The 20,086-nt window shown below is 63.0% G+C and carries 23 protein-coding genes; 19 read left to right on the forward strand and 4 right to left on the reverse strand.

The features are described from left to right. Positions 1-904 precede the first annotated feature (904 nt). The 14 genes from OKW20_RS11950 to OKW20_RS12015 all read left to right on the forward strand — a co-directional run bounded on the left by OKW20_RS11950 (position 905) and on the right by OKW20_RS12015 (position 10,902). Positions 905-1,144 carry a hypothetical protein gene (locus tag OKW20_RS11950; protein ID WP_113540543.1) on the forward strand — a complete coding sequence of 80 codons (240 nt, stop codon included), beginning with the start codon at positions 905-907 and terminating at the stop codon, positions 1,142-1,144. 394 nt (positions 1,145-1,538) lie between these two features. Next, the gene (locus OKW20_RS11955; RefSeq protein ID WP_429172443.1) at positions 1,539-1,706 is read left to right on the forward strand and encodes a hypothetical protein; all 168 of its coding nucleotides are present in this window, start codon (positions 1,539-1,541) and stop codon (positions 1,704-1,706) included. A 3-nt stretch (positions 1,707-1,709) separates the two neighbouring features. Beyond that, on the forward strand, positions 1,710-2,033 hold the full coding sequence (locus tag OKW20_RS11960; RefSeq protein WP_429172445.1) for a hypothetical protein: 324 nt from the start codon (positions 1,710-1,712) through the stop codon (positions 2,031-2,033). Beyond that, positions 2,030-2,632: a phage adaptor protein gene (locus OKW20_RS11965; RefSeq protein ID WP_429172447.1), complete on the forward strand. Its 603-nt coding sequence runs from the start codon at positions 2,030-2,032 to the stop codon at positions 2,630-2,632. Before OKW20_RS11960 ends, OKW20_RS11965 begins: the two co-directional genes overlap by 4 nt. Next, a complete protein-coding gene (locus OKW20_RS11970) occupies positions 2,629-3,231 on the forward strand; it encodes a hypothetical protein (protein WP_429172449.1) in 603 nt (200 codons plus the stop codon). The genes OKW20_RS11965 and OKW20_RS11970 overlap by 4 nt, the downstream gene beginning before the upstream one ends. Further along, positions 3,228-4,844, forward strand: a complete 1,617-nt coding sequence (locus tag OKW20_RS11975; RefSeq protein WP_043622009.1) for a hypothetical protein — start codon at positions 3,228-3,230, stop codon at positions 4,842-4,844. Before OKW20_RS11970 ends, OKW20_RS11975 begins: the two co-directional genes overlap by 4 nt. Further along, positions 4,841-5,287 (forward strand): GNAT family N-acetyltransferase, encoded by a 447-nt coding sequence (locus tag OKW20_RS11980; protein ID WP_429172451.1) that lies wholly within the window; start codon positions 4,841-4,843, stop codon positions 5,285-5,287. Before OKW20_RS11975 ends, OKW20_RS11980 begins: the two co-directional genes overlap by 4 nt. A gap of 5 nt (positions 5,288-5,292) precedes the next feature. Next, on the forward strand, positions 5,293-6,828 hold the full coding sequence (locus tag OKW20_RS11985) for a tail fiber domain-containing protein (protein ID WP_429172453.1): 1,536 nt from the start codon (positions 5,293-5,295) through the stop codon (positions 6,826-6,828). Between the two features lie 113 nt (positions 6,829-6,941). Beyond that, positions 6,942-8,615, forward strand: a complete 1,674-nt coding sequence (locus OKW20_RS11990) for a hypothetical protein (RefSeq protein WP_052201992.1) — start codon at positions 6,942-6,944, stop codon at positions 8,613-8,615. After that, positions 8,615-9,103, forward strand: a complete 489-nt coding sequence (locus tag OKW20_RS11995; RefSeq protein WP_043622001.1) for a hypothetical protein — start codon at positions 8,615-8,617, stop codon at positions 9,101-9,103. Before OKW20_RS11990 ends, OKW20_RS11995 begins: the two co-directional genes overlap by 1 nt. A gap of 26 nt (positions 9,104-9,129) precedes the next feature. Further along, positions 9,130-9,963 carry a hypothetical protein gene (locus tag OKW20_RS12000; protein WP_429113795.1) on the forward strand — a complete coding sequence of 278 codons (834 nt, stop codon included), beginning with the start codon at positions 9,130-9,132 and terminating at the stop codon, positions 9,961-9,963. Beyond that, entirely contained in the window at positions 9,960-10,163 is a 204-nt protein-coding gene (locus OKW20_RS12005) for a hypothetical protein (RefSeq protein WP_192446458.1), read from the forward strand. The genes OKW20_RS12000 and OKW20_RS12005 overlap by 4 nt, the downstream gene beginning before the upstream one ends. A 120-nt stretch (positions 10,164-10,283) precedes the next feature. Next, on the forward strand, positions 10,284-10,541 hold the full coding sequence (locus OKW20_RS12010) for a hypothetical protein (protein WP_429113797.1): 258 nt from the start codon (positions 10,284-10,286) through the stop codon (positions 10,539-10,541). Further along, a complete protein-coding gene (locus tag OKW20_RS12015) occupies positions 10,528-10,902 on the forward strand; it encodes a DUF1515 family protein (RefSeq protein WP_043621993.1) in 375 nt (124 codons plus the stop codon). The genes OKW20_RS12010 and OKW20_RS12015 overlap by 14 nt, the downstream gene beginning before the upstream one ends. Positions 10,903-11,004: 102 nt before the next feature. On the opposite strand, the gene OKW20_RS12020 is transcribed toward OKW20_RS12015, so the two are convergent. After that, positions 11,005-12,033 carry a GlxA family transcriptional regulator gene (locus OKW20_RS12020; protein ID WP_429113799.1) on the reverse strand — a complete coding sequence of 343 codons (1,029 nt, stop codon included), beginning with the start codon at positions 12,031-12,033 and terminating at the stop codon, positions 11,005-11,007. A 118-nt stretch (positions 12,034-12,151) separates the two neighbouring features. On the opposite strand from OKW20_RS12020, the gene OKW20_RS12025 reads away from it, so the two are divergent. Beyond that, positions 12,152-13,168 carry an alpha/beta fold hydrolase gene (locus OKW20_RS12025; RefSeq protein ID WP_429172456.1) on the forward strand — a complete coding sequence of 339 codons (1,017 nt, stop codon included), beginning with the start codon at positions 12,152-12,154 and terminating at the stop codon, positions 13,166-13,168. A gap of 73 nt (positions 13,169-13,241) precedes the next feature. Then, positions 13,242-14,207, forward strand: a complete 966-nt coding sequence (locus OKW20_RS12030; protein WP_429172458.1) for an MBL fold metallo-hydrolase — start codon at positions 13,242-13,244, stop codon at positions 14,205-14,207. 71 nt (positions 14,208-14,278) lie between these two features. Here OKW20_RS12030 and OKW20_RS12035 read toward each other — a convergent pair whose 3' ends face one another. Beyond that, positions 14,279-15,391, reverse strand: a complete 1,113-nt coding sequence (locus OKW20_RS12035) for an NADH:flavin oxidoreductase (protein WP_429172460.1) — start codon at positions 15,389-15,391, stop codon at positions 14,279-14,281. A 1-nt stretch (position 15,392) separates the two neighbouring features. Next, positions 15,393-15,785 carry a RidA family protein gene (locus tag OKW20_RS12040; RefSeq protein WP_192446452.1) on the reverse strand — a complete coding sequence of 131 codons (393 nt, stop codon included), beginning with the start codon at positions 15,783-15,785 and terminating at the stop codon, positions 15,393-15,395. A gap of 141 nt (positions 15,786-15,926) precedes the next feature. On the opposite strand from OKW20_RS12040, the gene OKW20_RS12045 reads away from it, so the two are divergent. Continuing rightward, positions 15,927-16,820, forward strand: coding sequence for a LysR substrate-binding domain-containing protein (locus OKW20_RS12045; RefSeq protein WP_043626635.1), 894 nt, complete (start codon positions 15,927-15,929; stop codon positions 16,818-16,820). An 18-nt stretch (positions 16,821-16,838) separates the two neighbouring features. Here the strand turns inward: OKW20_RS12045 and OKW20_RS12050 are convergent, their stop codons facing one another. Next, positions 16,839-17,141 (reverse strand): hypothetical protein, encoded by a 303-nt coding sequence (locus tag OKW20_RS12050; RefSeq protein WP_043626645.1) that lies wholly within the window; start codon positions 17,139-17,141, stop codon positions 16,839-16,841. Positions 17,142-17,425: 284 nt separating this feature from the next. On the opposite strand from OKW20_RS12050, the gene OKW20_RS12055 reads away from it, so the two are divergent. Continuing rightward, positions 17,426-18,670, forward strand: a complete 1,245-nt coding sequence (locus OKW20_RS12055; RefSeq protein ID WP_429173423.1) for an RDD family protein — start codon at positions 17,426-17,428, stop codon at positions 18,668-18,670. Between the two features lie 82 nt (positions 18,671-18,752). Next, entirely contained in the window at positions 18,753-19,976 is a 1,224-nt protein-coding gene (locus tag OKW20_RS12060; protein ID WP_429172461.1) for a GYF domain-containing protein, read from the forward strand. Positions 19,977-20,086 lie beyond the last annotated feature (110 nt).

A 20,086-nucleotide genomic window follows, 5' to 3' on the forward strand; every position in this document is an offset into this window, starting at 1 on the left:
GCAACACCGGGTGAGCTTCCGGCGAAGTCCTTCTTTGCTGCGCTTAAAGGATGCCGCCATCGGCCCGGCCGCTGAAAGTGTGCGAGGCCTGAACGATGCCAGAAAGGCGCATGCTCGTGCCTATACGAGCGCCATGACTGAGCGCGGCGGCAATCGTCGACGACTGTCCGCCGAGCCCGGCCCGGGCTTCCGCGGCGATCCATCGGTGGCAAGTCCAACGACCTTGAGCGGCGCTGCGGACCTGCCAGCGTTTGCTCGTCCTATTCGGCACGAGCCGCGCCGGGCGTCGACCGACCAACAACAATGATGCAATTGAGGTTTGATGTGACACAACGAGACAAGACGTTCGGCGGACAGGCGAGAGAATTCAATCGCTGCGCGAAGCAATCGACTATTTCGACGAAAGCCCCTTGTTGCGGAGCAAACCGATCGCCCGGGACGGAGCGCCGCGGGGCGCCGACGGGGTGTTCCGTCACCCATCCGTCGGCACGCCCCTCAACGACCTTGCTCGCAGCCGCTTGATGCCTTCCCAGACGGCCCCTGGTCCTGGCCGCTTTGGCCCGCAAAACGGCGTGCTGCCAACCGAGGGTTTTCGCCCGTTGATGGCGAACGACCAGCGCGGCGGCAATATTGCCTCGGAACCGCGAAGCAGAGATAGTGCCGCCGAAGCATTCCGCACGAGGGTCGTCGAGAAATCCAATCGGGATGGATCACACGATATCGGCTGGCGTGACTTTGGCTCGCTGCTTGGCTCGGCTGTCGGGGCTCTGCTTGGAAGCGGTGCGGCATCGGTGGCAGGCACGGTCGGCGGATACTATGCAGGAGGCGACGGGCCTGGTGTTATCAAGGAAACCGGAAGAGCCGTCGGGCGAGGCGGTTTCAACGGCGACCTGAGCGGCCTGCGTTGAAAAACGATCCGGATCTTGCCGGCGATGGCGTTGGGCAGATCCTCTCTTGGGACTGGGATATGTACCATCTTAAAGAAGCGTTGATATTTGCGGCATTTGCCTACCTGTTTCTCTCCCTTTTCGAACGAGCCTTGAAGATGTCACCCAGACTGTCGGCGATGCCACGGGCGATCGGAAGGTTTGCCGTGGCGCTGCTCGCGGTGGTTTTCGTCAGATACCTGCTGTTGCCGCTCTAGGCAAAATCCGCATGCGGGCGGCAGCGCGACGTTGGCTGGGCTCCGCCGGCGTCGAATGGCATACCGACGTTGCGGGAGTCTGGAGCAGACGTCGGCCGCGACGGGCGCACGCTTTGCGACGTCTGATGCGGCACTCATAGGCACGTTCCTCCGCAATCGCATCATGCCCCGCAGAAGATGGGCGACCGAACCGATGCAGGCGGGCCTTCCGCCAAGGTGAGCCTATGGCCGCCACCGCCCCACGCACCCGCCGATCTCGAGATCCCGCCAAGGGCGCCGCCGCAATGACACCTGACGCCGGATTCGGAGGTTTGGTGGGCGTCCGATCCCCTTTCAAAAGAGCAATTTTTGCCAAGACGGCTCTCCGGAGCCGTCTTTTTTCATGGAGATTTTTATGTCCGAAGCAAAGAAGCCCGTACCCGTTCGTCTCGTTTACGACGTCTGGTTCCGCGACGACGTGCGCACGGCGGCCGGCGCGATCGTGCCCTTGAGCCTTGATGAGGCCAAGGCACTGATCGCCGCCGGCAAGGCCGAGCGCGCCGATCCGCTGCCGGGGGAGTGAGCCATGGTGATCCGCGATGGAGCCTGGACGCTCTACGATCATGACAGGATGACTGGCCGCTCGGTCTGGCACTATTTCGACGGGGAGAAGGATGTCTATCGCGTCGACTATCCCGTCGACAATCTGGTGAGCGAGAACCAGGAGGTGCGCCACAACGCCGAAAAAGCCTGGCGCGGTGACTGGCATCGCGTCGCGTCGGTTCCACTGAACATTGCCCATGCCTCCGGGCTGGTGAGCGCCCATTCCGAAGGTGACGACCGCTTCGTCAAACGCTTCCTCAACGATGGCGACAACCGCGCCTGGCGCACCAAGGAGGGCAGCCTATGAGCAGCATTGCCGATTACGCTGCATTGCTGGTCGATGCGGGTGAATACAGCGGGCGCAACGACATCGCCCATCTGTTTCCCCGGTTCGTCGGTCTTGCTGAATTGAAGCTCAACCGGATGCTGCGTGTCAGCGAGATGGAAGCGACGACAGCGCTCGCTGTCGTCGCGGGCGATGCGCCGCTGCCTGCGGACTATCTCGAGGCGCGGCAGGTTCTAACCGCAAGCGGCCGGCCGATCCGCGCCATCGCATTGCAGCAGCTTGCCGGGAACGGCTCTGCCGGCGCCGGCGCGCCGGTCGGTTATGCGGTTGTCGGCAATCGGATCAGAGCTTTTCCGCCCGGCAATTACGGCCTGACGATGACCCACTACGCCCGAATCCCGCCGCTTTCAGCCGCAAGCCCGACCAACTGGCTGCTGCAGAAGGCGCCGGATGTCTATCTCTATGGGCTCGTCGAGGAGATCGCCATCTGGGAACGCGACGCCGGCAAGGCCGGGGCCGCGCAGCAACTGAAGATGGCGGCGCTTGGTGGTCTCGGCGTTGCCGACGAACGTGCCCGCTGGGGCGATGCCCAAATGACCGTTGGAGGCATGACCCCATGACTTTGCTTTCCGCAATCAACGAGGTCTGCGACATCGTCGCGCTCGACCGTTTCGACAGCATTTACGGCTCGATCGATCCGAACGCACAGACCATGGTGGCGCTGGCACAGGAAAGCGGCGAGGAGATTTCCCGTCGCGGCGACTGGCGGCGCCTGTTGAAGCAGCAGGTGGCGATCATCTCGCCGATGACGTTGCCGGCGGACTACCAACGGCTGACGCCGGGCGGCGCCGTCCGGGCCGCATCCGGCGAAAGCTTCCGGCCGATCACCAACGGTTCGCAATGGGCCGTCATCACGGCAAAAGGGTCGGCGCAGCCGTTTTTCTTTCTGCGTGGCAACCATCTGCTGTTCTCGCCGGCGTCGGCAGGCGTGGGCGCCGTCATCGACTACGTTTCCAGGAACTGGGTGCTTGGCGATCCCTATGAAGAACGCGACACGCTGACCGCGGATGACGATCGGACACTGTTTCCGGAACGTCTGCTCGCCAAGGGTATTCTCTGGCGATGGAAACGGCAGAAGGGGCTGCCCTTCGACGACAGCCTCGCCGAATTCGAAGCCGATCTTCTTCAGGAAATCAATGCCGACCGGGGGGCCTCATGAAGGTTGAACTGAAGCCCGGAAGAATCGGGCAGAGCAATCGTGGCGCCGTCAGCGTCGGCAGGGCTCAGACCTCGCAACCCATTACCTTTCCGGCACCGAGGAGCGGTCTGGTGACGACAGCCGACATGGCCTCGCAACAGCCCGGCTCGGCGACTGTCCTTCGCAATTTTCTCCCGACGCTCGTTGGTTGCCGCATTCGCGGCGGCTCGCAGAAACGTGGACGCGCGGCAGATGGCGGCACGATCCGCAGTGCCTTCAAATACAAGTACGGTTCGTTCGAAAAGCTGTTCATGGCGACCGATACTGCCATCTACGACATGACATCGCCGGCCGCACCGCCGGCCGCGACGGCCGCCGCTGTCGCGGGGCTTTCCGGTGGCGACTGGTGCACCTTCCAGCACACCAATGCAGGCGGTTCGTTTCTCGTCTGCCTCAACGGCGCCGATCCGCGGCGGGTGTACAACGGCAGCACCTGGACGACGGCGCCGGAGATCACCTTTACCGACGAAACGACGATGGCGCAGCTGAACTACGGATGGCTGTTCAAGAACCGGCAGTTCGTCCTGAAGAACGCCACGCTCGACGCCTACTATCTGCCGGTCAATTTGGTCGGCGGCGCAGCCAAGCTGTTTCCGCTCGGCGGGGTGATGAAAAAAGGCGGCTCGCTGCTGACGGGTTTTTCCTGGTCACTCGAAAGCGGCGACGGGCTTTCCGATCTCTGTGTTTTCGTCTCGACCGAGGGGGAGGTGGCTGTCTATGCCGGATCGGACCCCGGCGACGCCAACAGCTTTGCGCTGAAGGGTGTCTATCAGATTGGCCGGCCGCTTGGCAAAAACGCCTGGATCCGCGCCGGCGGCGATATCCTGATCGCCACCAGCGACGGGCTGACGCCGATCTCACAGGTGTTTCAGCGTGATCGCCAGGCGCTGAGCCAGGTTTCGATTTCGCGCCCGATCGAAGATGACTGGCGGCGGGCGGCGAATGCGACCGGCGCGGGCTGGGTGGTGAAACAGTGGCCGGAGCAGAACCTCGTCTTCATCGCCTTTCCCGCCAACAGCGTCGTTGTCGACACGACTTTTGTGCTCAACGTGCTGAGCGGTCGATGGTCGACGATCAGCAACTGGGAGGCAAGCTGCTACGAGACCCTACAGGGCGGGCTGTTCTTCGGCTCGACCGGTGGCTTTTGCTGGCAGGGTGACACCACCGGGACCGATGACGGGCTTGCCTTTACCGCCGCCTATCTCTCGCAGTTTACGCCGGCGACGCAGTTTGGGCAGCGGGCGCGGGCTACGCTCGCCCACATGTTCTTCCGAGCGAAGAGCAAGCCGAAGGTACGGCTCTTTGCCCGCGCCGATTTCGACAGGACGATCCCGCCATCCGACCAGGTCACGATCGGCGATGCGGCTGCATCGGAATGGGATGTCGGCCTATGGGACAGGGCGGTGTGGGATGCCCTGACGCAGCAGCTTCGTTACAGCTTTCGCCAGAATGTGCGGGCGGCGGGCGACATGCTGGCGGTTGGCTGCGCCGTCACTTCGGGCGGTGAGGTGAGGCTCGACCTCGAAGTGGACCTTGCCACATTGCAGGTGCAAGCCGGGGAGGCGAGCGCATGAGGATCGCCTGGGGTGGCGCCGTTAACCTCGAGGCGAACCAGGCGATTGCCGATTTCATCGCCAGCCACATCGCCGGCTGCGAGCGTGGCTTTGCCGATTTCACCACCATGGGCGTATTCGCAAACGATGCGCTCGTCGCCGGCGTGGTGTTTCACAACTATGCGCCGGAGGCGGGCGTCATCGAGCTTTCGGCGGCCTCGACCAGCAAACGCTGGCTGACACGCCCGGTGGTCCGGGCGATGTTCGGCTACCCTTTCGATGAGATCGGCTGCCAGATGGTGGTTCTCAGGGTCTCTGAGCGCAATGCCGGCATGACCGCGATCGCCGAACGCTTCGGCTTTTCGCCGCATCGAATTCCCCGCCTTCGCGGGCGCGCGGAAGCGGAAATCATCTTCACACTCACGGACAACGACTGGCGGGCCCATCCCGCGAACCAGAGGTAGGCACCATGGGAAAACCCAAAGCTCCGAAGCCGCCGGACCCGCGCGAAACCGCGTCGGCCCAGACTGCGACCAACATCGGGACCGCAATTGCGAATGGCACACTCGGCAACATCAACCAGGTAACGCCGGACGGGAGCCTGACCTATAGCCAGACAGGGTCGACGAAGTGGACCGACCCGATGAACGGCAAGGTCTACGATTTGCCGAACTGGACGGCGACGCAGACACTTTCGCCGGCGCAGCAGGCGATCAAGGACCAGACGGACGCCGCCGAAAAGAACATGGCGACGCTCGCCAACAACCAGTCGGCGCGGCTGAACGACCTTCTGGGGCGCCCGATCGACCTTTCCGGCGCGCCGGCTGCCGGCAACCCCAGTGCGATCAACCTGCCGCAGTACCAGCAGTATGGCCCGGGCCCGACGCTGCAAACGACGCTGCCGAACACCGGGAACGTGCAAGGGGCAGTTGCAAATTCCGGTGCAATCCAGACGTCGCTCGGCAATGCGGGGGAGGTCAAGCGAAACTACGAGACCAACTTCGACACCAAGCGCTACGAGGACGCGCTGATGGCACGCATGAATCCGCAGCTCGACCGGGACCGCGCAGCCCTGGAGACGCAGCTTGCCAATCAGGGCCTGCAGCCGGGCTCCGAGGCCTATAACCGGGCGATCGACCAGGCGAACCGCCAGGCGAACGACGCGCGCTTCGGCGCAATCCTCAACGCAGGGCAGGAGCAGTCCCGTCTCGTCGGGCTCGCGCAGCAGGCGGCCTCCTTCGAGAACGCGGCACAGCAGCAGGCTTATGGCCAGATGCTGCAGAACGGCCAGTTCGCCAACCAGGCGCAAAACCAGCAGTACACCCAGAACGCCAACAACATGCAGCTCGCCAATGCCGCGCAGCAGCAGAACTTCAACCAGGCACTCGCCGCTGCGGGCTTCAGCAACGACGCCCTGCAGCAGATGCACCAGAACAGCCAGTCGACGACGGCAGCCAACAATACGTTGAAGGACCAGACCTTCAACGCCCAGCAGGCCCAGCTCGCCGCTCAAAATGCAGCGCGGGCGCAATATCTCAACGAGATGTATGCGCAGCGCAACCAGCCGATCAACGAGATCTCGAGCCTGCTTTCGGGTGCGCAGGTAAACAGCCCGAATTTTGTGCCGACGCAGGGACAGAGGATTGAGGCGCCTGATTACATGGGAATGGTGCAGAACAATTATCGGGGGCAGCTCGAAGCCTATCAGTCGCGGCTGAGCGCTGGTAGCAACATGCTTGGTAGCGTGCTGGGCATGCCTCTCTGGAGCCGCAAATCCGACTCGGATAGACGCCTAAAGAAGGACGTCAAGAAGGTGGGCAAACTCGACGGGCACTCGCTCTACGAATACCGCTACAAGGACGAACCGGCGCGCGGCCCGAAGCACGTCGGCGTCATGGCGCAGGAAGTTGAAAAGACCCGACCGGATGTCGTCTCTCGCGGACCGGACGGCATGCGCCGCGTCGATTACGGCCGGTTGTTTTCTGCCGGGCGAAAGAAACGTTAGCGGCGGTCGACACGCCAATTTGTCCGGCCCCGACAGCCGAAGCCCCCGGCTGTCCAGCGCCCCTTCCAACCAAATATTGAGCGCTCAGCGGAACGCTTTCCTGGAGAGACCCCATGCCCAGAACTGGCGGCGTTTATTCGCCCCCCGCCGGCACCAAAGGCGTGCCGAATACAACTATCCAAAGCGTGCCCTACAACACGCTGATCGACGACCTGACGGCAGATGCCAACGCGCCGCGGCCGGTTACGGCCGGCGGCACCGGCGCGACCTCGGCTAGCGGCGCGCGCACCGCTCTCGGCGTGGAGATCGGCTCGAACGTGCAGGCCTACGACGCTGCGTTGCAGTCCATCGCAGGCCAAACAACCGTCGCGAACCAGATCCTCTACACGACGGCGACCGACGCCTATGCGACGACCGCGCTCACCCCGCTCGCGCGCGATCTTATTGGTGATGCCACCGCTGCCGCGATGAAAACGAGGCTTGGGCTCGCGGCCGTGGCTTCGTCCGGTTCGGCGGGCGACCTGACGACTGGCAAGCTCTCTGACGACCGGTTGCCGTCCACGATGACGGCAAAGACCATCACGGGGGCTTTGACGGCTCAAGGGTTTGTGACCACGGGGGCAAACCATGGGATTGAGTTGGGGCCGCCGAACACGGCGAACACCCCATTCATTGACTTCCATTCAGGCGGGAGTGGAGCCGACTACGATGCACGCATCATGGCCTCAGGCGGTAACGCCTCGCTCGGACAAGCAGGACTGACGTACATTGCGCATGGTGGACATTATTTCACTGGTGGCATCATCGGCGTCGGCGCGGCGTTTTCAAGTAACGTGTCGGCGGTCAATTTCGTTGCTTCCGGCGGTTCCGGCGGCGCAATGTACATTCTGTCCAACAGCGATAGAGTACTTGCATTCCAGTCGGCAGCGTCGGTAACTCGCGGCACGATCGTTTCGAGCCAAGCGAACGCAGCGATGCAGATCGGCGTGTGGAACACTTCCGGTGTGTTTCAGCAGTTAGCGAGCTGGCACGAAACTGGTCTTTATTCATGGTCTGGCCACATAGCTCGACTTGGAGGCAACGGACCATCCGGCGAAATCCAACTCCTCACCAACAACATCGGTCACAGCTATCGCATGATCGGGGTGAACGACGGCGGCTTATATATTCAACGGTCCAGCGATCGTTTCGTATCAAATGCACCGACGCTGCTTTCTTGGAGCGGGATGAATGAAGCGACGTTCCCGAGCAATGTATATGCCCCTCGGTTTATCGCAACCGCGAATGGCGACGGCCAAGCTATCAAGGTCGGCGATGATGTGTGGCTTGGTGACGTCAACCAAGCAGACACACTCTCCGTTCGCGGTCAGGCCAATTTGGCCAACGGTTGGATACAGTTCGGCTATGGTGGCAACAAGCTCGGCGTTAACGGCTCCGTCGGCGATCGTCTATATTGGGGCGGCAGCTTCTTTATTCAGTCGGACGGCAATATGTACATGCCGATGTGGGGGGACTACCTCGGCAACGTCGTGAACGGTAAGGCCGGCATCCACACCGGGGGCACCCGAGACGAACTGAATTTCCCGATCGGCCACACCATCCTGGTCGAAACCGGCAATGCGGACATCAAGGAGAGGAATTCCTCCCATGCGATTTATCTCAATTCCAGCTATGGCTACGGCTTTGGCGGGGGTGGGGCGCAGCTTGCTGGAACTTGGCGTGCTCGGGGCGGTTATGACTCGCCGGGGTCGGGTGCGTGGGCCTATTGCTTCGTGAGGACGGCATAATGACATCGATGTCTGTGAATATGGTTCATGCCGTTCGAGCGACGCAAGAATCCGACGTCTACAATATCCACTGCAACATTACGGATTATCTCGGCGCGTCCTATGACACCGACTACTGCAGTCGTCCTGATGACACCGTCGGCGTTAATCCCCTGATCCGCCAATGGCTGCGCGACAATCCCGGTTTCCAGATCGAGCCATACATCCCTCCCGATCCGCCCACGGAAGATGAATTGCGGCAGCGGATGCGCAGCCTAACCGCTCGCCAATTTCGCCTTGGCCTGGTGAATGCGGGCATCTCGCCATCGACCGTGACCGCAGCGATCGCGGGGATGCCTGCCGGTTCGGATCAGGACAAGGCGCAGATCGAGTGGGAATATGCGACGACGTTCAACCGGACGCATCCATTGATCGCCACCGTTGGTACGGCGCTTGGTCTTTCTGACGCGCAGATCGACGCCCTGTGGGTGGCTGCAGCCGCGCTTTAAGCGGAAAATTTCCAAAAGGTGAATGCATGAACAGAGCAGCGTTTCACGCAGCCCTGCGTGATCCCGCGCCGGGTGTTTTCAAGACCTATTCTTCAAAGCAGTTCGAAAGCGCGGAAGCGATCGTCCTGGAGGGGCGACGGCGCGCTGTGAGCCTTTGCCATCTGGCCGCAATTCTCGCGGAGGCCCATCACGAAACGGGCGGCGCAATGCGACCGGTCGAGGAGAACCTGAACTACTCGGCAAGGCGGCTTACTCAAGTGTGGCCGGCCCGGTTTCCGACGCTTGCAAGCGCCGAGCCCTATGCCGGCAATCCGCGCAAGCTTGCAAACCGGGTCTATGGTGGGAGGCTTGGCAACGTCGAAGACGATGACGGGTGGGTCTTTCGCGGGCGAGGGCTTGCGCAGATTACCGGTCGCGCGAATTACGGAAAGTTTGGCCTGGTTGAAACGCCGGATCGAGCCTGTGATCCGGCGACAGCCATTCGCATCCTCTTCGACGGCATGGAGCGCGGTCTCTTCACCGGCAAGCGGCTGACCGATTTCGACACGGACGATAGCCGGTCGGTGGCCGGGACCGGTTACCGTTATGCGGCCTCGCGCGCGATCATCAACGGCGACATCAGGCAGAACGGCCCGAAGATCGAGGCTTATGGCCGAGCGTTCGAGGCGGCGTTGCGTGCGGCCGGCTATGGGCGCGAGAGCGCTTCTTCCGATCCGGCCGTCGTTGTGGTCCTACGGCCCGGCGGGGTCGAAAAGACGCCCGGCGCGGAAGGCGTTAACGCGTCGCAAGGGGCCAAATCCAATCGCCTGCGCCGTCTCATCGAGGCGGCGGTCGCGTTTCTTGCGCGGTGCGCGAAATGAGTGCCGTCGTCATCCGTATCCTGTTGCGATATGGCGCGGGCCTGCTCGTCGCCAAAGGATTGTTGGCACCGGACGCAGGGCTGGTGCTCGCCGACGATCCGGACGTGCAGATGCTGATCGAGGTGGGTATCGGCCTTTGTGCGGGCCTCCTCTCCGAGTGCTGGTACGTGCTGGCGCGACGCCTTGGCTGGGCGAAGTGATGTTTGCCTGGCCAAAGCTCCTCCTCACTGGCCTCATCCTCGCAGGTCTCGTCTGGCTCATCCACGAGATCCGCGCGGACGGCGCCCGATCTTACGCCAATGCCATCGAAAGGCAGAACAATGACGCTCAGAGCCGCGCTCGCGAGAAGCGCCTTGATTACGATTCCTGCCTTGATGCTGGTGGGGTGTGGGACTTCGCGTCCGGCCAGTGTTCCAGGGCTGCGCGCCGTGGTCGGGACTGATCTTGTCGGCGCGCGCGGAGCGTCGCCGGCCGACCAGCGCCGGATCGACCGCACGGTCGTCGGCCTTTGTGCCGCGGATATCTGGACGGAGGCCGAATGCGCGAAGCACGGGGGCGACGATCATGTCGCAGGCTGAAATCGATATCGTCGTTCATCGCCAGTTGGGAGAACTGGTTGCCGGCATGCGCGGCCTGCAGGAATCCATTCATCGGATCGAGGATGGTGCCAGGCGGGCCGAGGACAAATCTTCTGCCAGTCAGGCCAGCGTTCACCGGCGCATGGATCAGCTTGCCGAGCGGGTCAACGAACTCGAAGCATCGGCCTCAGCTATCGGCGCCGAGATCTCGGACATGAAGCCCGTGACCGATGATGTCAGGCGGTGGAAGCTCATGGGCATCGGTGCTCTCGGGGTGACGGGCATTGCAGCGATGGCGCTCGGCGTGAGCTTTGCCGAAGCGATCCGGCGGGTCGTGTTCGTGATCGCCGGAAAAGCCTAGCGCTGAGGGCTGCTGGTCCCACCCCCTTTTTCAAAGTGCCGCGCACCCGAAAGGGTGCGCGGCACTTTTTGCGTTTGGTGCTCCAAAGAGGCTTGATGATGATCACACGGCCGGTATCGGGCTTGCCGGAGCGCCCAGGGCGCGTCCGCTCTCCGAAACCGAGAAGCGAAGGCGATACTCCTTCGGTGACAGGCCCAGGATCTTGCGGAAGATCTTGCGGTAGGCGTTGGTGTCGTCATAGCCGCTCTGCCAGGCAACCTGCTCGATCGAGAGATGTGAGCGCTCAAGGAGGTCGCGGGACTTGGCGATCCGCAGCCGCTGGCAATATTCGGTCGGGTTGAAGCCCGTGGCCTTCTGGAAGCGACGCAGGAAAGTGCGGTCGCCGAGCCCCGCGCGCTCGGCCATCATCTGCAGCGTCACGCCCTTGGTATTGGCGCCGTGCAGCCAGTGCTGGATCTTCAGAATGATCGTGTCACCGTGATCGAGCTTTGGCGCGAAGACGCTGTAGTAGCTCTGCTCGCGCGCGCCGGGGTCGATGATCATATAGCGTGCAGTCGCCAGCATGACGTCGGTTCCGAGGAACCGGTCGACGAGTTTCAGGCCGAGGTCGATCCAGGCCATCATGCCGCCGGCGGTGATGATGTCGCCCTCGTCGATCAGCAACCTGTCGGTGTCGACGCGGATATCGCTATAGCGGTTGGCGATCAGGTCCTGGTGCGACCAGTGGGTGGTGATGGTGCGGCCGGCGGCAAGCCCGGATTCCGCCAGCAGATAGGCGCCGCCGCAGACGGAGCAGATCGTCGTGCCGCGCTGATGCTGTTCCCGCACGAAGGCGGGCAGGGCGCCGATGCGCTCGCCGACCGGCAGATCGGAGAGCGTCGGCGGCAGGATCAGCGCCACAAGGCCTGATGAGGCCCCCTCGTGGGTGTCGCGCGATTTTGCCACCGAACCGTCTTCCTGAAGCTTCCAATGGCTGATGCGGATCTGCGGCGCGTCCCTACCGCTCTGTTCGACCGACTGCATGCTCGCCACCTGGAACATGTCGGTCAGCCCATGGATCGCCGACATCAGGGCGCGGGGATAGACGACGATGCCGATCTCCGCCGGCTCGCTTGTCGATCGTTTTGTCACTTCTGCCCCCATCGTTGTCAGCTTTGCCGGTCGAGAGGTTAGGCCCGCCGATTTATCAATTCAACCATCGCTTCCACCGAATGGAAGCAGGGCAACAGAGATCGAAGAGGTGAGGACAATGACACAGGCAAAGGCAGTTTCCGCAAGCGTTTCCAACAGCATCTCCCGCCGCAGCGTTCTCTCGGCCGCCTTTGGTGCAGCCGCCACTGCAGCCACCGTCAATGCCATCAACACGCCGGCCAAGGCCGCATCCAGCACCGTATCAACCGCCGGCGCGTCCGGCACGAAGGGAGCAAACACCATGGGCAGCCGCATCATCACCCGCGATGGCGTCGAGATCTATTATAAGGACTGGGGTCCGAAGGATGGACCGGTCGTCGTGCTCAGCCACGGTTGGCCGCTGTCGTCGGACAGCTGGGAAGCGCAGGCCTTCCACCTTGCGGCCAACGGCTTCCGCGTCGTCACCCATGACCGTCGCGGCCATGGCCGTTCGTCGCAGCCCTGGGACGGCAACGACATGGACCACTATGCCGACGATCTCGCCGATCTGATCAATGCGCTCGATCTGAAGGACATCTTCCTCGCCGGGTTTTCGACCGGCGGCGGCGAGATCAGCCGCTACATCGGCCGCCACGGCACCGGCCGGGTCGCCAAGGCCGGCCTGATCTCGGCGGTGCCGCCGCTGATGGTCAAGACCGACAAGAACCCCGGTGGCCTGCCGAAGGAAGTCTTTGACGGTTTGCAGGCGGCAAGCCTCAAGGATCGCTCGAAGCTCTACCGCGACATCGCGTCCGGTCCGTTCTTCGGCTTCAACCGGACGGGGGCTGTCGCGTCTGAAGGCATGATCGACAGCTTCTGGCTGCAGGGCATGATGGCCGGCCACAAGAATACCTACGACTCGATCGTCGCCTTCTCGCAGACCGACTTTACCGAGGACCTGAAGAAGTTCGACGTGCCGACCTTGATCATCCATGGCGACGACGACCAGATCGTGCCGATCGATGCGGCGGCGAGAGCCTCGAAGACACTGGTGCCGCATGCGGAACTCAAGGTCTATGCCGGCGCACCGCACGGCATCACCGATACCCACAAGGACCAGCTCAACGCCGACCTGCTCGCCTTCGCCAAGGCCTGATGGTTGTTCGCCGGTGCCGCCCGCAGGCGGCACCGGCGCCCTTTGTCGAACGCTCCAGCCAAGGATCAGAGCCATGACCTCTTCCCAAAATCCCACCGATGCTTCCGGCCCAGATCGTCGTGATTTTCTTGCAGGTTCCAGTGCGGTTGCCGCTGCCGCCCTTCTCCCAAAAGGCGCCCATGCCGCAGACATCAAGCGTTTCCGGCATGGCGGCTTCGATATCTCGGTTGTCAGTGATGGTTTCATCATGTTGCCGGTCAGCATCGTTCTGCCGGATGCAACGGCGGAAGAGCGGCCGGAGATCATGCGCCGTCTTGGCGGCACGCCGGAACGCGCGCCGTTTCACACCAACATTCCGGTCATTCGCAGCGGCGACGATCTGATCGTGGTCGATGACGGCTCGGGCACTCGGTTTCAGGAAAGTGCCGGCAAGCTTCACGCCAACCTGCTCGCAGCCGGCATCGACCCGAGCGCTGTGACGAAGGTGGTGCTGACCCACGCCCATCCCGATCATGCGGGCGGTACCGTTGGCGCCGATGGCAAGCTCACCTTTCCGAATGCGCAGTATTTCGTTTCGGAGGGAGAATGGCAGTTCTGGACCGATCCCAACTTCGAAAAGACCATGCCGCAGGTGCTCCATGGTTTTGCCAAGGGCGCGCAGCGCGATCTCTTCGCGGTCAAGGACCGGCTGACTCTGGTCAAACCCGGCGACGAAATCGTCAGCGGCATGCAGGTGCTCGACACGCGGGGACACACGCCCGGCCATATCTCGCTTCAGCTTTCCGGCGGTGACGGCGCGGGACATGAGGGGCTGGTGATCACGGGCGATGCGGTCACTAGCAACATCGTCTTCTTCGAGCATCCCGATTGGCATTTCGGTTTCGACACGGATGCAGACATGGCCTTGAAAACCCGCAAGGCCCTGATCGACCGGGCGGCATCGGAGCGGCTGGCGCTGCTTGGCTATCACTGGGCCTATCCGGGTATCGGGCGGGCCGAGCGCAACGGGGCGGCCTATCGTTTCGTAGCGGCGCAATGATCGCTGGAGCCGGTCATCGCTGGGACAGCTGACGGGCACGCCTCCTGCGAGGCGCGCCCGCTTCTTTGCTTTCAGAGAGCCAGTTCGCTGTCCTTGATGTCGCTGATCGGCGAAAGGAAGGGCAGCTCGAGCGGGCGCAGATCGCTGCGTTTGGCGGTGAGCCGCGGCCAGTCGGGATTGACGAGCGCACCGCGGCCGAGCGCGATCATGTCGGCACCGGCTGCCATCACCTCCTCGGCGCGGGCGAGATCGTGCAGGCTGCCGTTGGCGATGAGGAAAAGGCGCGGCGCGTGGCGGTGGGCCAGCGCGACGAGCGAGGCGTCGCCACCCTCGAAGGCCGGCTGCCAGGCTTCAAACTCTGTCACATGCACGAAGTCTGCCGGGCTTTCGGCGAGCGCCGCGAACACGCGGGCAGCACCTTGTTCGCGTTCTGCCCATTTGTGCCTGAAGTCGTTGACCTTCCCCTGGGATAGTCGCAGCCCCAGCGGCACGTCGGGGCCAATCGCAGCGCGCACCGTCTGCAGCACCTCGAGCGACAGGCCGAGACGCTCAACGATATCTCCGCCCCAGCGATCCGTCCGCCGGTTCGAAAAGTCGGTGAAGAACTGGTCGAGCAGGTAGCCGTTGGCGCCGTGGATCTCGATGCCGTCGAAGCCGGCAACCTCGATCGCAAGGCGAGCGGCACTGGCGAAACCCTCGATCGCCTCGGCGATTTCGGCGTCGCTGATCTCGCGCGGCAGGGCATAGGGTCCGTCGCCGTGATAGCCGGTCATCTGGCTGCCCTTCGGGCGCACGGCGGAAGGGCCTATTGTCTCGGGCCTGTGCGGATTGCCCTGCGCCAACGCGCCGCCGTGCATGAGTTGCGCGAAGATGTGCCCGCCTTCCGCATGGACCGCCTCGACGATGGGCCGCCAGGCGAGGGCCTGTTCCTGGTCGGTCAGGCCTGGCTGGTCCTTATAGGTCTGGGAATAGGCCTTGTCGGTGTAGATGCCCTCGGTCGTGATCAGGCTGAAACCGCCGCGGGCGAAGCGCTGGTAGTAGCTTCGCATACGTTCGCCGGGTACACCCGCGGCCGAGGCGCTGATGCGGGTCATCGGCGCGACCGACAGGCGATTGGCGAAATCAACCCCCTTGAGCCGGGTGCCGGTAAAGGCGGGGGACGCGATGCCAAATGGTGCGTTCATGTCACTTGCCTCCATCGAGCGCGATCGCTTCGATCTCGATCAGCGCGTCCGGTGAATAGAGCGAGGAGACCTCGATGATGCTGTCGGCCGGATAGGGGGCTGAAAACCACTTGCGGCGCAGTTCGATGATTTTTCCGAAATTCTCCATGGAACGCAGGAAGATCGTGACCTTTACGATCTTGTCGAGCCCGGATCCCGCGGCCTTCAGCGCTCGGTCGAGGTTACGGAAGGCCTGCTCGGCCTGGCGGTCGAAATCACCGACGCCGACCAGATTGCCGTCGTCGCCGATTGCCGCCTGACCGGAGACGAAGACGAAGCCATTGGCCTTGATCGCCTGGGAAAGCAGGAAGGGCGCATAGGGATCCGGCTGGGTGACGACCTGTTCGAGAGACATGGGATGTCCTTTCATGCTTGAGATTTTCTCAGCTTGGCGCTGTTGCCTTGGCTGTTGATCCCAATATGCTAGGGCAAGCATCGGCTGACAAAGAGTGATTTCTCAGCCAATGGATGAGGTGAATTCATCTATGAGGATGGAATGAGGAAGTTGCCGCCGCTCGGTGCACTCAGGGTTTTTGAAGCGGCTGCCCGGCGGATGAGCTTCAAGCTGGCGGCCGAGGAACTGAACGTTTCTGCCACTGCCGTCAGCCACCAGATCCGACAGCTGGAGGAGATTCTGGAGGTCAAGCTCTTCGAGCGTGAGACGCGGCAGGTGCATCTGACGGCTGCCGGCAAGGCGCTGTTTCCGGTGCTGCGCGATGGGCTCGACCGTTTCGAGCAGGCGATTGCCGATGTACGCCGCCAGCAGGCGGGCAAGGTGGCGCGCCTTACCTCCACCGTCGCCTTCGTCGCCAAGCGGCTGGCGCCGCTCGCCGGGTCGTTTCGTGAGGCCTATCCGGACTGGACCTTGCGGCTCGACGCCTCCAACAGGACGATCGACCTAGAGGCGGATGCGGACGCCGCGATCCGTTTCGGCGGCGGGCACTACCCGGGTCTCGTCACCGAGCCTTTGTTTGCCGATCGTTTTGCCCCGGTTTGCGCGCCGAGACTGGCGCCGGCAAGTGTGGCCGATCTCAAACGGGAAACGCTCATTCACTTCGACTGGGGCCCGTCACGCCGCAATGATCACCGCGCGCCCGTCTGGCGGCAATGGCTGGAGCGCGCGGGCGCGCTCGATGTCGATGCCAGCGCACAACTTTCCTTTACTGATGAGATCCACGCCGTCCAGGCGGCCGTTGCGGGGCAGGGCATCGCACTCCTGAGCCTGACGCTCGTGGCGGACGAACTCGCCTCGGGCATCCTCGTTCAGCCTTTCGATCTGACGCTCGAGAGCGACCGCTACGACCTCGTCTACAGTCCGCGCATGGCGGACCGGCCTGCAACTCGCGTGCTTCGCGATTGGGTGCGCGCGCAGTTTAGCGGCGATGCCTGATCCGCGAGGTGATCTCGCTCAGTCGTCGAAGCCGAGGAAGTCCGGCGCCCAACGGCGGCTGGTGAGGCGCAACGAACGGTCGGGCTCGATGATATACGTCTCGTAGACCTTGCGGCCGTAGGAATCGATGAACTGGTGCGGCACGATGCTGCCGACGGGCGCCTTCTTCAGCTTGGTGCGTGGCTGGCCGCCATAGGTGATGCTGCCGGGGATGGGCTGGAGGTTCGGCGAGTAGCCGTAGGTGAGGTTGGAGGGGCCGGTCGAGGCCGTGCAGCCGCTGAGAAGCAGCACGACGGAGAGGGCGGCAAAAGCGTGTTTCATGTCGACGATCCTCACATGGCTGGGCCAGGCCTGCATGGCGCCGAGCGTCAGGCGGAAACGCCTTGGACGATCGTTGCCGGTGCGGTCCAGCACTCTCTTCTAAAGTGTAGCGCTTAAACGGAAATTTCCAAGTTCTGTCATGCGGATTCCCGCAAGCAGTGCTTGCAAATGTTCACGGCTTGTCCCAGTTGTGGAAAGCTTGGCCGCGACAGTTGCTGCCAGCTTGCGTGCAACCTAGCGTTCGGGAGCGTTCCGCGCGTTCTTGGGCGCGCCTTGGGGGTGAAATGGCAGCGTGGCATTATACGATCGGGTCGGAGCGACACGGGCCCGTCAGCGACAACAGACTGTTGGCGATGATCGCGCGAGACGAGCTTTCACCGGATGTGCTGGTCTGGCGGCAGGGGCAGGCGGAGTGGACCCGGGCCTGCGACACGGCCGACATCAAGGCGGCCGTCCGCCGCGCGATGCCGGGACCCGGCCCGGCCGCCGACGCGCCGCCGCCATTGCCCGCATATCCGCTTGCGCGGCCATGGCCCCGTTTTCTGGCGCGCATTTTCGACATGCTGCTGCTTTACATACCGGCTGCCTTGGTCGCAACTCTCGCGGCACTCGTGCTGCCGAAGGATATCGTTGATATCGAAATGTTCGCCGCGCCTGGCGCGCTCGATTTTCAGTCCAGCCTTTCGCTGTTGCTGCTGCTGCACCTGTTGATCTTCGCCATTCTGGCGCTGGTCATGGCCGCATTCGGAACGTCGCTCGGCAAGCTGATCTTCGGCGTGCGCGTCGTGCCGTTGGTTGGCCAGAACCGACTCGGCTTCCACCTCGAACGCGAATTTACCGTCTGGCTGCGCGGGCTTGCGCTTTCCATCATCCCGGCCTCGATCGTCACCGCGATCCTTCAGTACCGCCGGGTGGCCGAGGGCCAGCCCGCCGGCTATGACGAGCGCAAGGCACGGGTCGAGGGCAGTCCGATCTCCAGTGTGCGGCTTGCCGGCGGTATTGTCGCCATAGCGTTGGCGCCGGTCCTCCTGATCATGTTGCTTACGGTCGGTCTCAACCAGTTCCCTATGTCCAAGAAGGATTTGGAGGTCACGGCGTCGACCCGATGGGTGAACCCGCAAACGCTGGGTGAGGCGCGTTTCGATCGCCCCTTCAAGGCAGATACATTGAAGACGCCGACAAAGGTGAACACCTTTTTTGATGCGCAGGACTCTTCGGTCAGCATGTTCTTCGAATACGACGTCGATGTCGCAACAGGCATCGGCTCGGCGGAGTATGCCAAGCGCTGGGCCACGGACCTCCAGGATCTCTTCACCGTAGCGTCGCCGTGGCGGCCTCTGACGATCGACGGAAAGCGTGCCTATCGCGCAGCGGCCGCGCGGGTCGACAATGCTGCGGGGGATGCCGAGCTCACCTTCGTTTTGAGCGATGCAGGGGCCTGGCGGATTGTTGTTTACGCCGATGCTGCAAAGCTCGCCGATCTCGACATGGAACGAAACGTGACGGCGCTGTTTGAAACGATCGATTGAATGAGGCGCCTGCGCGAACTGACGCGCCGGTTCGCAGCGCATGAATCTATCCGCGCAAGGTGCGTGAGGTTTGGGGGAAGAAATGACGCTCTGGCATTATGCTGTCGGCGGCGAGGTAAAGGGCCCGATTGTCGAAACGGAGCTCCTTGCTCTGGTCAGGACGGGCGCTTTGGCGCATGACACGCTGGTCTGGCGATCGGGCAGGGGCGACTGGATGCGCATCGCCGACACGCCCGAACTGATCGTGGGGCTCGAGCCGGAGCAGCCAGCGAGCGATGAGGGTCACGAGACGTTGCCGCCGATCCCGAGCCTGCCGCTGGCGCGGCCCTGGGCGCGATTTTGGGCAACGTCGCTCGATCTTGGACTGCTGTTCTATGCGGCGAACCTCATGGTTACCTTTGCGGTTCTTCTTCTTCCCTGGCCGCTTCTGCAGTTCTACTATCAGGAGTGGCGCATCGCCATCCTTGCGGCGGCGGTATTCGCGAGCGCCACGATGGCTGTTCTGCTGCGCGCCGTCATCATGTCGCTGTTCGGCACGTCGCCCGGCAAGGCGCTTTTCGGCATTCGTGTTGTGCAGCTCAACGGGCAGTCCCGGGGCCTGTTCCATCTTAACCGCGAGCTGATGATGTGGCTGACGGGCCTGGCGCTGCATATCTTCCCGCTGGTTTTCGTCACGCTGATCCTGCAATACCGCCGTGTCGCGCACGGCCGGCCCGCTGGTCATGACCGGGGGCGGGCCCGGGTGGAGGGGCGCCGGATTTCGGGGACGCGCTTTGCCGTCGGTGTCGGGGTGGCGCTGCTTACTCCGGTCGCATTGGGCAAGGCCATGGACCCGGCGGCGACCTGGATGGTTGCCGCCCTGACCCCGCCGCCACCCATGCAGACCTTCGTCAATCCAGTGACCGGCAGGCAGGCGACGTTCGAGGCGGCCTGGGTCGTCGAGGATCTCTCGCGCGACAACATGCTCTTTATGATCGGTTCGGATCAGGCAGGCGGCGGCATCTATTTCGGGCACGAGCAGATCCCGGCAACAATCAACGAACGGCAATATGCCGAGAGGCTCGCCGAGCTGCAGGCGAAGGCGGGATTCGAGGCGAGTGCAGACTGGCAGCCGGTGATGATCAACGGCCAAATGGCGATACGCCTGGCGATGAAGTCGATCAAGGAACCGGACACCACCGCCGAGATAACCCTTGCTCTGCGCGGGCGAGACGCCTGGCGAATGCTTACCTTTCTGATGAAGGGCAAGCAGCGGGACGAGGCCATCGATACGCTGGAGACGGCCGTATTCGGGACCATCGAGTAGCGGGGCGGCCCAATAGCGGGGCGGCTGGGCTGCCACCGCGCCGCCGGGCGACGCCGCGCAATCGATGCGCTTCGCACTCATGCCCAGATTTGTCGCTGAGGTGAATTCCG

Source organism: Ensifer sp. LBL (genome assembly GCF_050435225.1).
In the GTDB taxonomy this organism is placed as follows: domain Bacteria; phylum Pseudomonadota; class Alphaproteobacteria; order Rhizobiales; family Rhizobiaceae; genus Ensifer.

Coding starts and splice junctions, on each gene's coding strand:
- OKW20_RS11955 (WP_429172443.1), top strand. CDS start 1,539: ATGTCCGAAGCAAAGAAGCCCGTACCCGTTCGTCTCGTTTACGACGTC.
- OKW20_RS11960 (WP_429172445.1), top strand. CDS start 1,710: ATGGTGATCCGCGATGGAGCCTGGACGCTCTACGATCATGACAGGATG.
- OKW20_RS11965 (WP_429172447.1), top strand. CDS start 2,030: ATGAGCAGCATTGCCGATTACGCTGCATTGCTGGTCGATGCGGGTGAA.
- OKW20_RS11970 (WP_429172449.1), top strand. CDS start 2,629: ATGACTTTGCTTTCCGCAATCAACGAGGTCTGCGACATCGTCGCGCTC.
- OKW20_RS11975 (WP_043622009.1), top strand. CDS start 3,228: ATGAAGGTTGAACTGAAGCCCGGAAGAATCGGGCAGAGCAATCGTGGC.
- OKW20_RS11980 (WP_429172451.1), top strand. CDS start 4,841: ATGAGGATCGCCTGGGGTGGCGCCGTTAACCTCGAGGCGAACCAGGCG.
- OKW20_RS11985 (WP_429172453.1), top strand. CDS start 5,293: ATGGGAAAACCCAAAGCTCCGAAGCCGCCGGACCCGCGCGAAACCGCG.
- OKW20_RS11990 (WP_052201992.1), top strand. CDS start 6,942: ATGCCCAGAACTGGCGGCGTTTATTCGCCCCCCGCCGGCACCAAAGGC.
- OKW20_RS11995 (WP_043622001.1), top strand. CDS start 8,615: ATGACATCGATGTCTGTGAATATGGTTCATGCCGTTCGAGCGACGCAA.
- OKW20_RS12000 (WP_429113795.1), top strand. CDS start 9,130: ATGAACAGAGCAGCGTTTCACGCAGCCCTGCGTGATCCCGCGCCGGGT.
- OKW20_RS12005 (WP_192446458.1), top strand. CDS start 9,960: ATGAGTGCCGTCGTCATCCGTATCCTGTTGCGATATGGCGCGGGCCTG.
- OKW20_RS12010 (WP_429113797.1), top strand. CDS start 10,284: ATGACGCTCAGAGCCGCGCTCGCGAGAAGCGCCTTGATTACGATTCCT.
- OKW20_RS12015 (WP_043621993.1), top strand. CDS start 10,528: ATGTCGCAGGCTGAAATCGATATCGTCGTTCATCGCCAGTTGGGAGAA.
- OKW20_RS12025 (WP_429172456.1), top strand. CDS start 12,152: ATGACACAGGCAAAGGCAGTTTCCGCAAGCGTTTCCAACAGCATCTCC.
- OKW20_RS12030 (WP_429172458.1), top strand. CDS start 13,242: ATGACCTCTTCCCAAAATCCCACCGATGCTTCCGGCCCAGATCGTCGT.
- OKW20_RS12035 (WP_429172460.1), bottom strand. CDS start 15,391: ATGAACGCACCATTTGGCATCGCGTCCCCCGCCTTTACCGGCACCCGG.
- OKW20_RS12040 (WP_192446452.1), bottom strand. CDS start 15,785: ATGTCTCTCGAACAGGTCGTCACCCAGCCGGATCCCTATGCGCCCTTC.
- OKW20_RS12045 (WP_043626635.1), top strand. CDS start 15,927: ATGAGGAAGTTGCCGCCGCTCGGTGCACTCAGGGTTTTTGAAGCGGCT.
- OKW20_RS12050 (WP_043626645.1), bottom strand. CDS start 17,141: ATGAAACACGCTTTTGCCGCCCTCTCCGTCGTGCTGCTTCTCAGCGGC.
- OKW20_RS12055 (WP_429173423.1), top strand. CDS start 17,426: ATGGCAGCGTGGCATTATACGATCGGGTCGGAGCGACACGGGCCCGTC.
- OKW20_RS12060 (WP_429172461.1), top strand. CDS start 18,753: ATGACGCTCTGGCATTATGCTGTCGGCGGCGAGGTAAAGGGCCCGATT.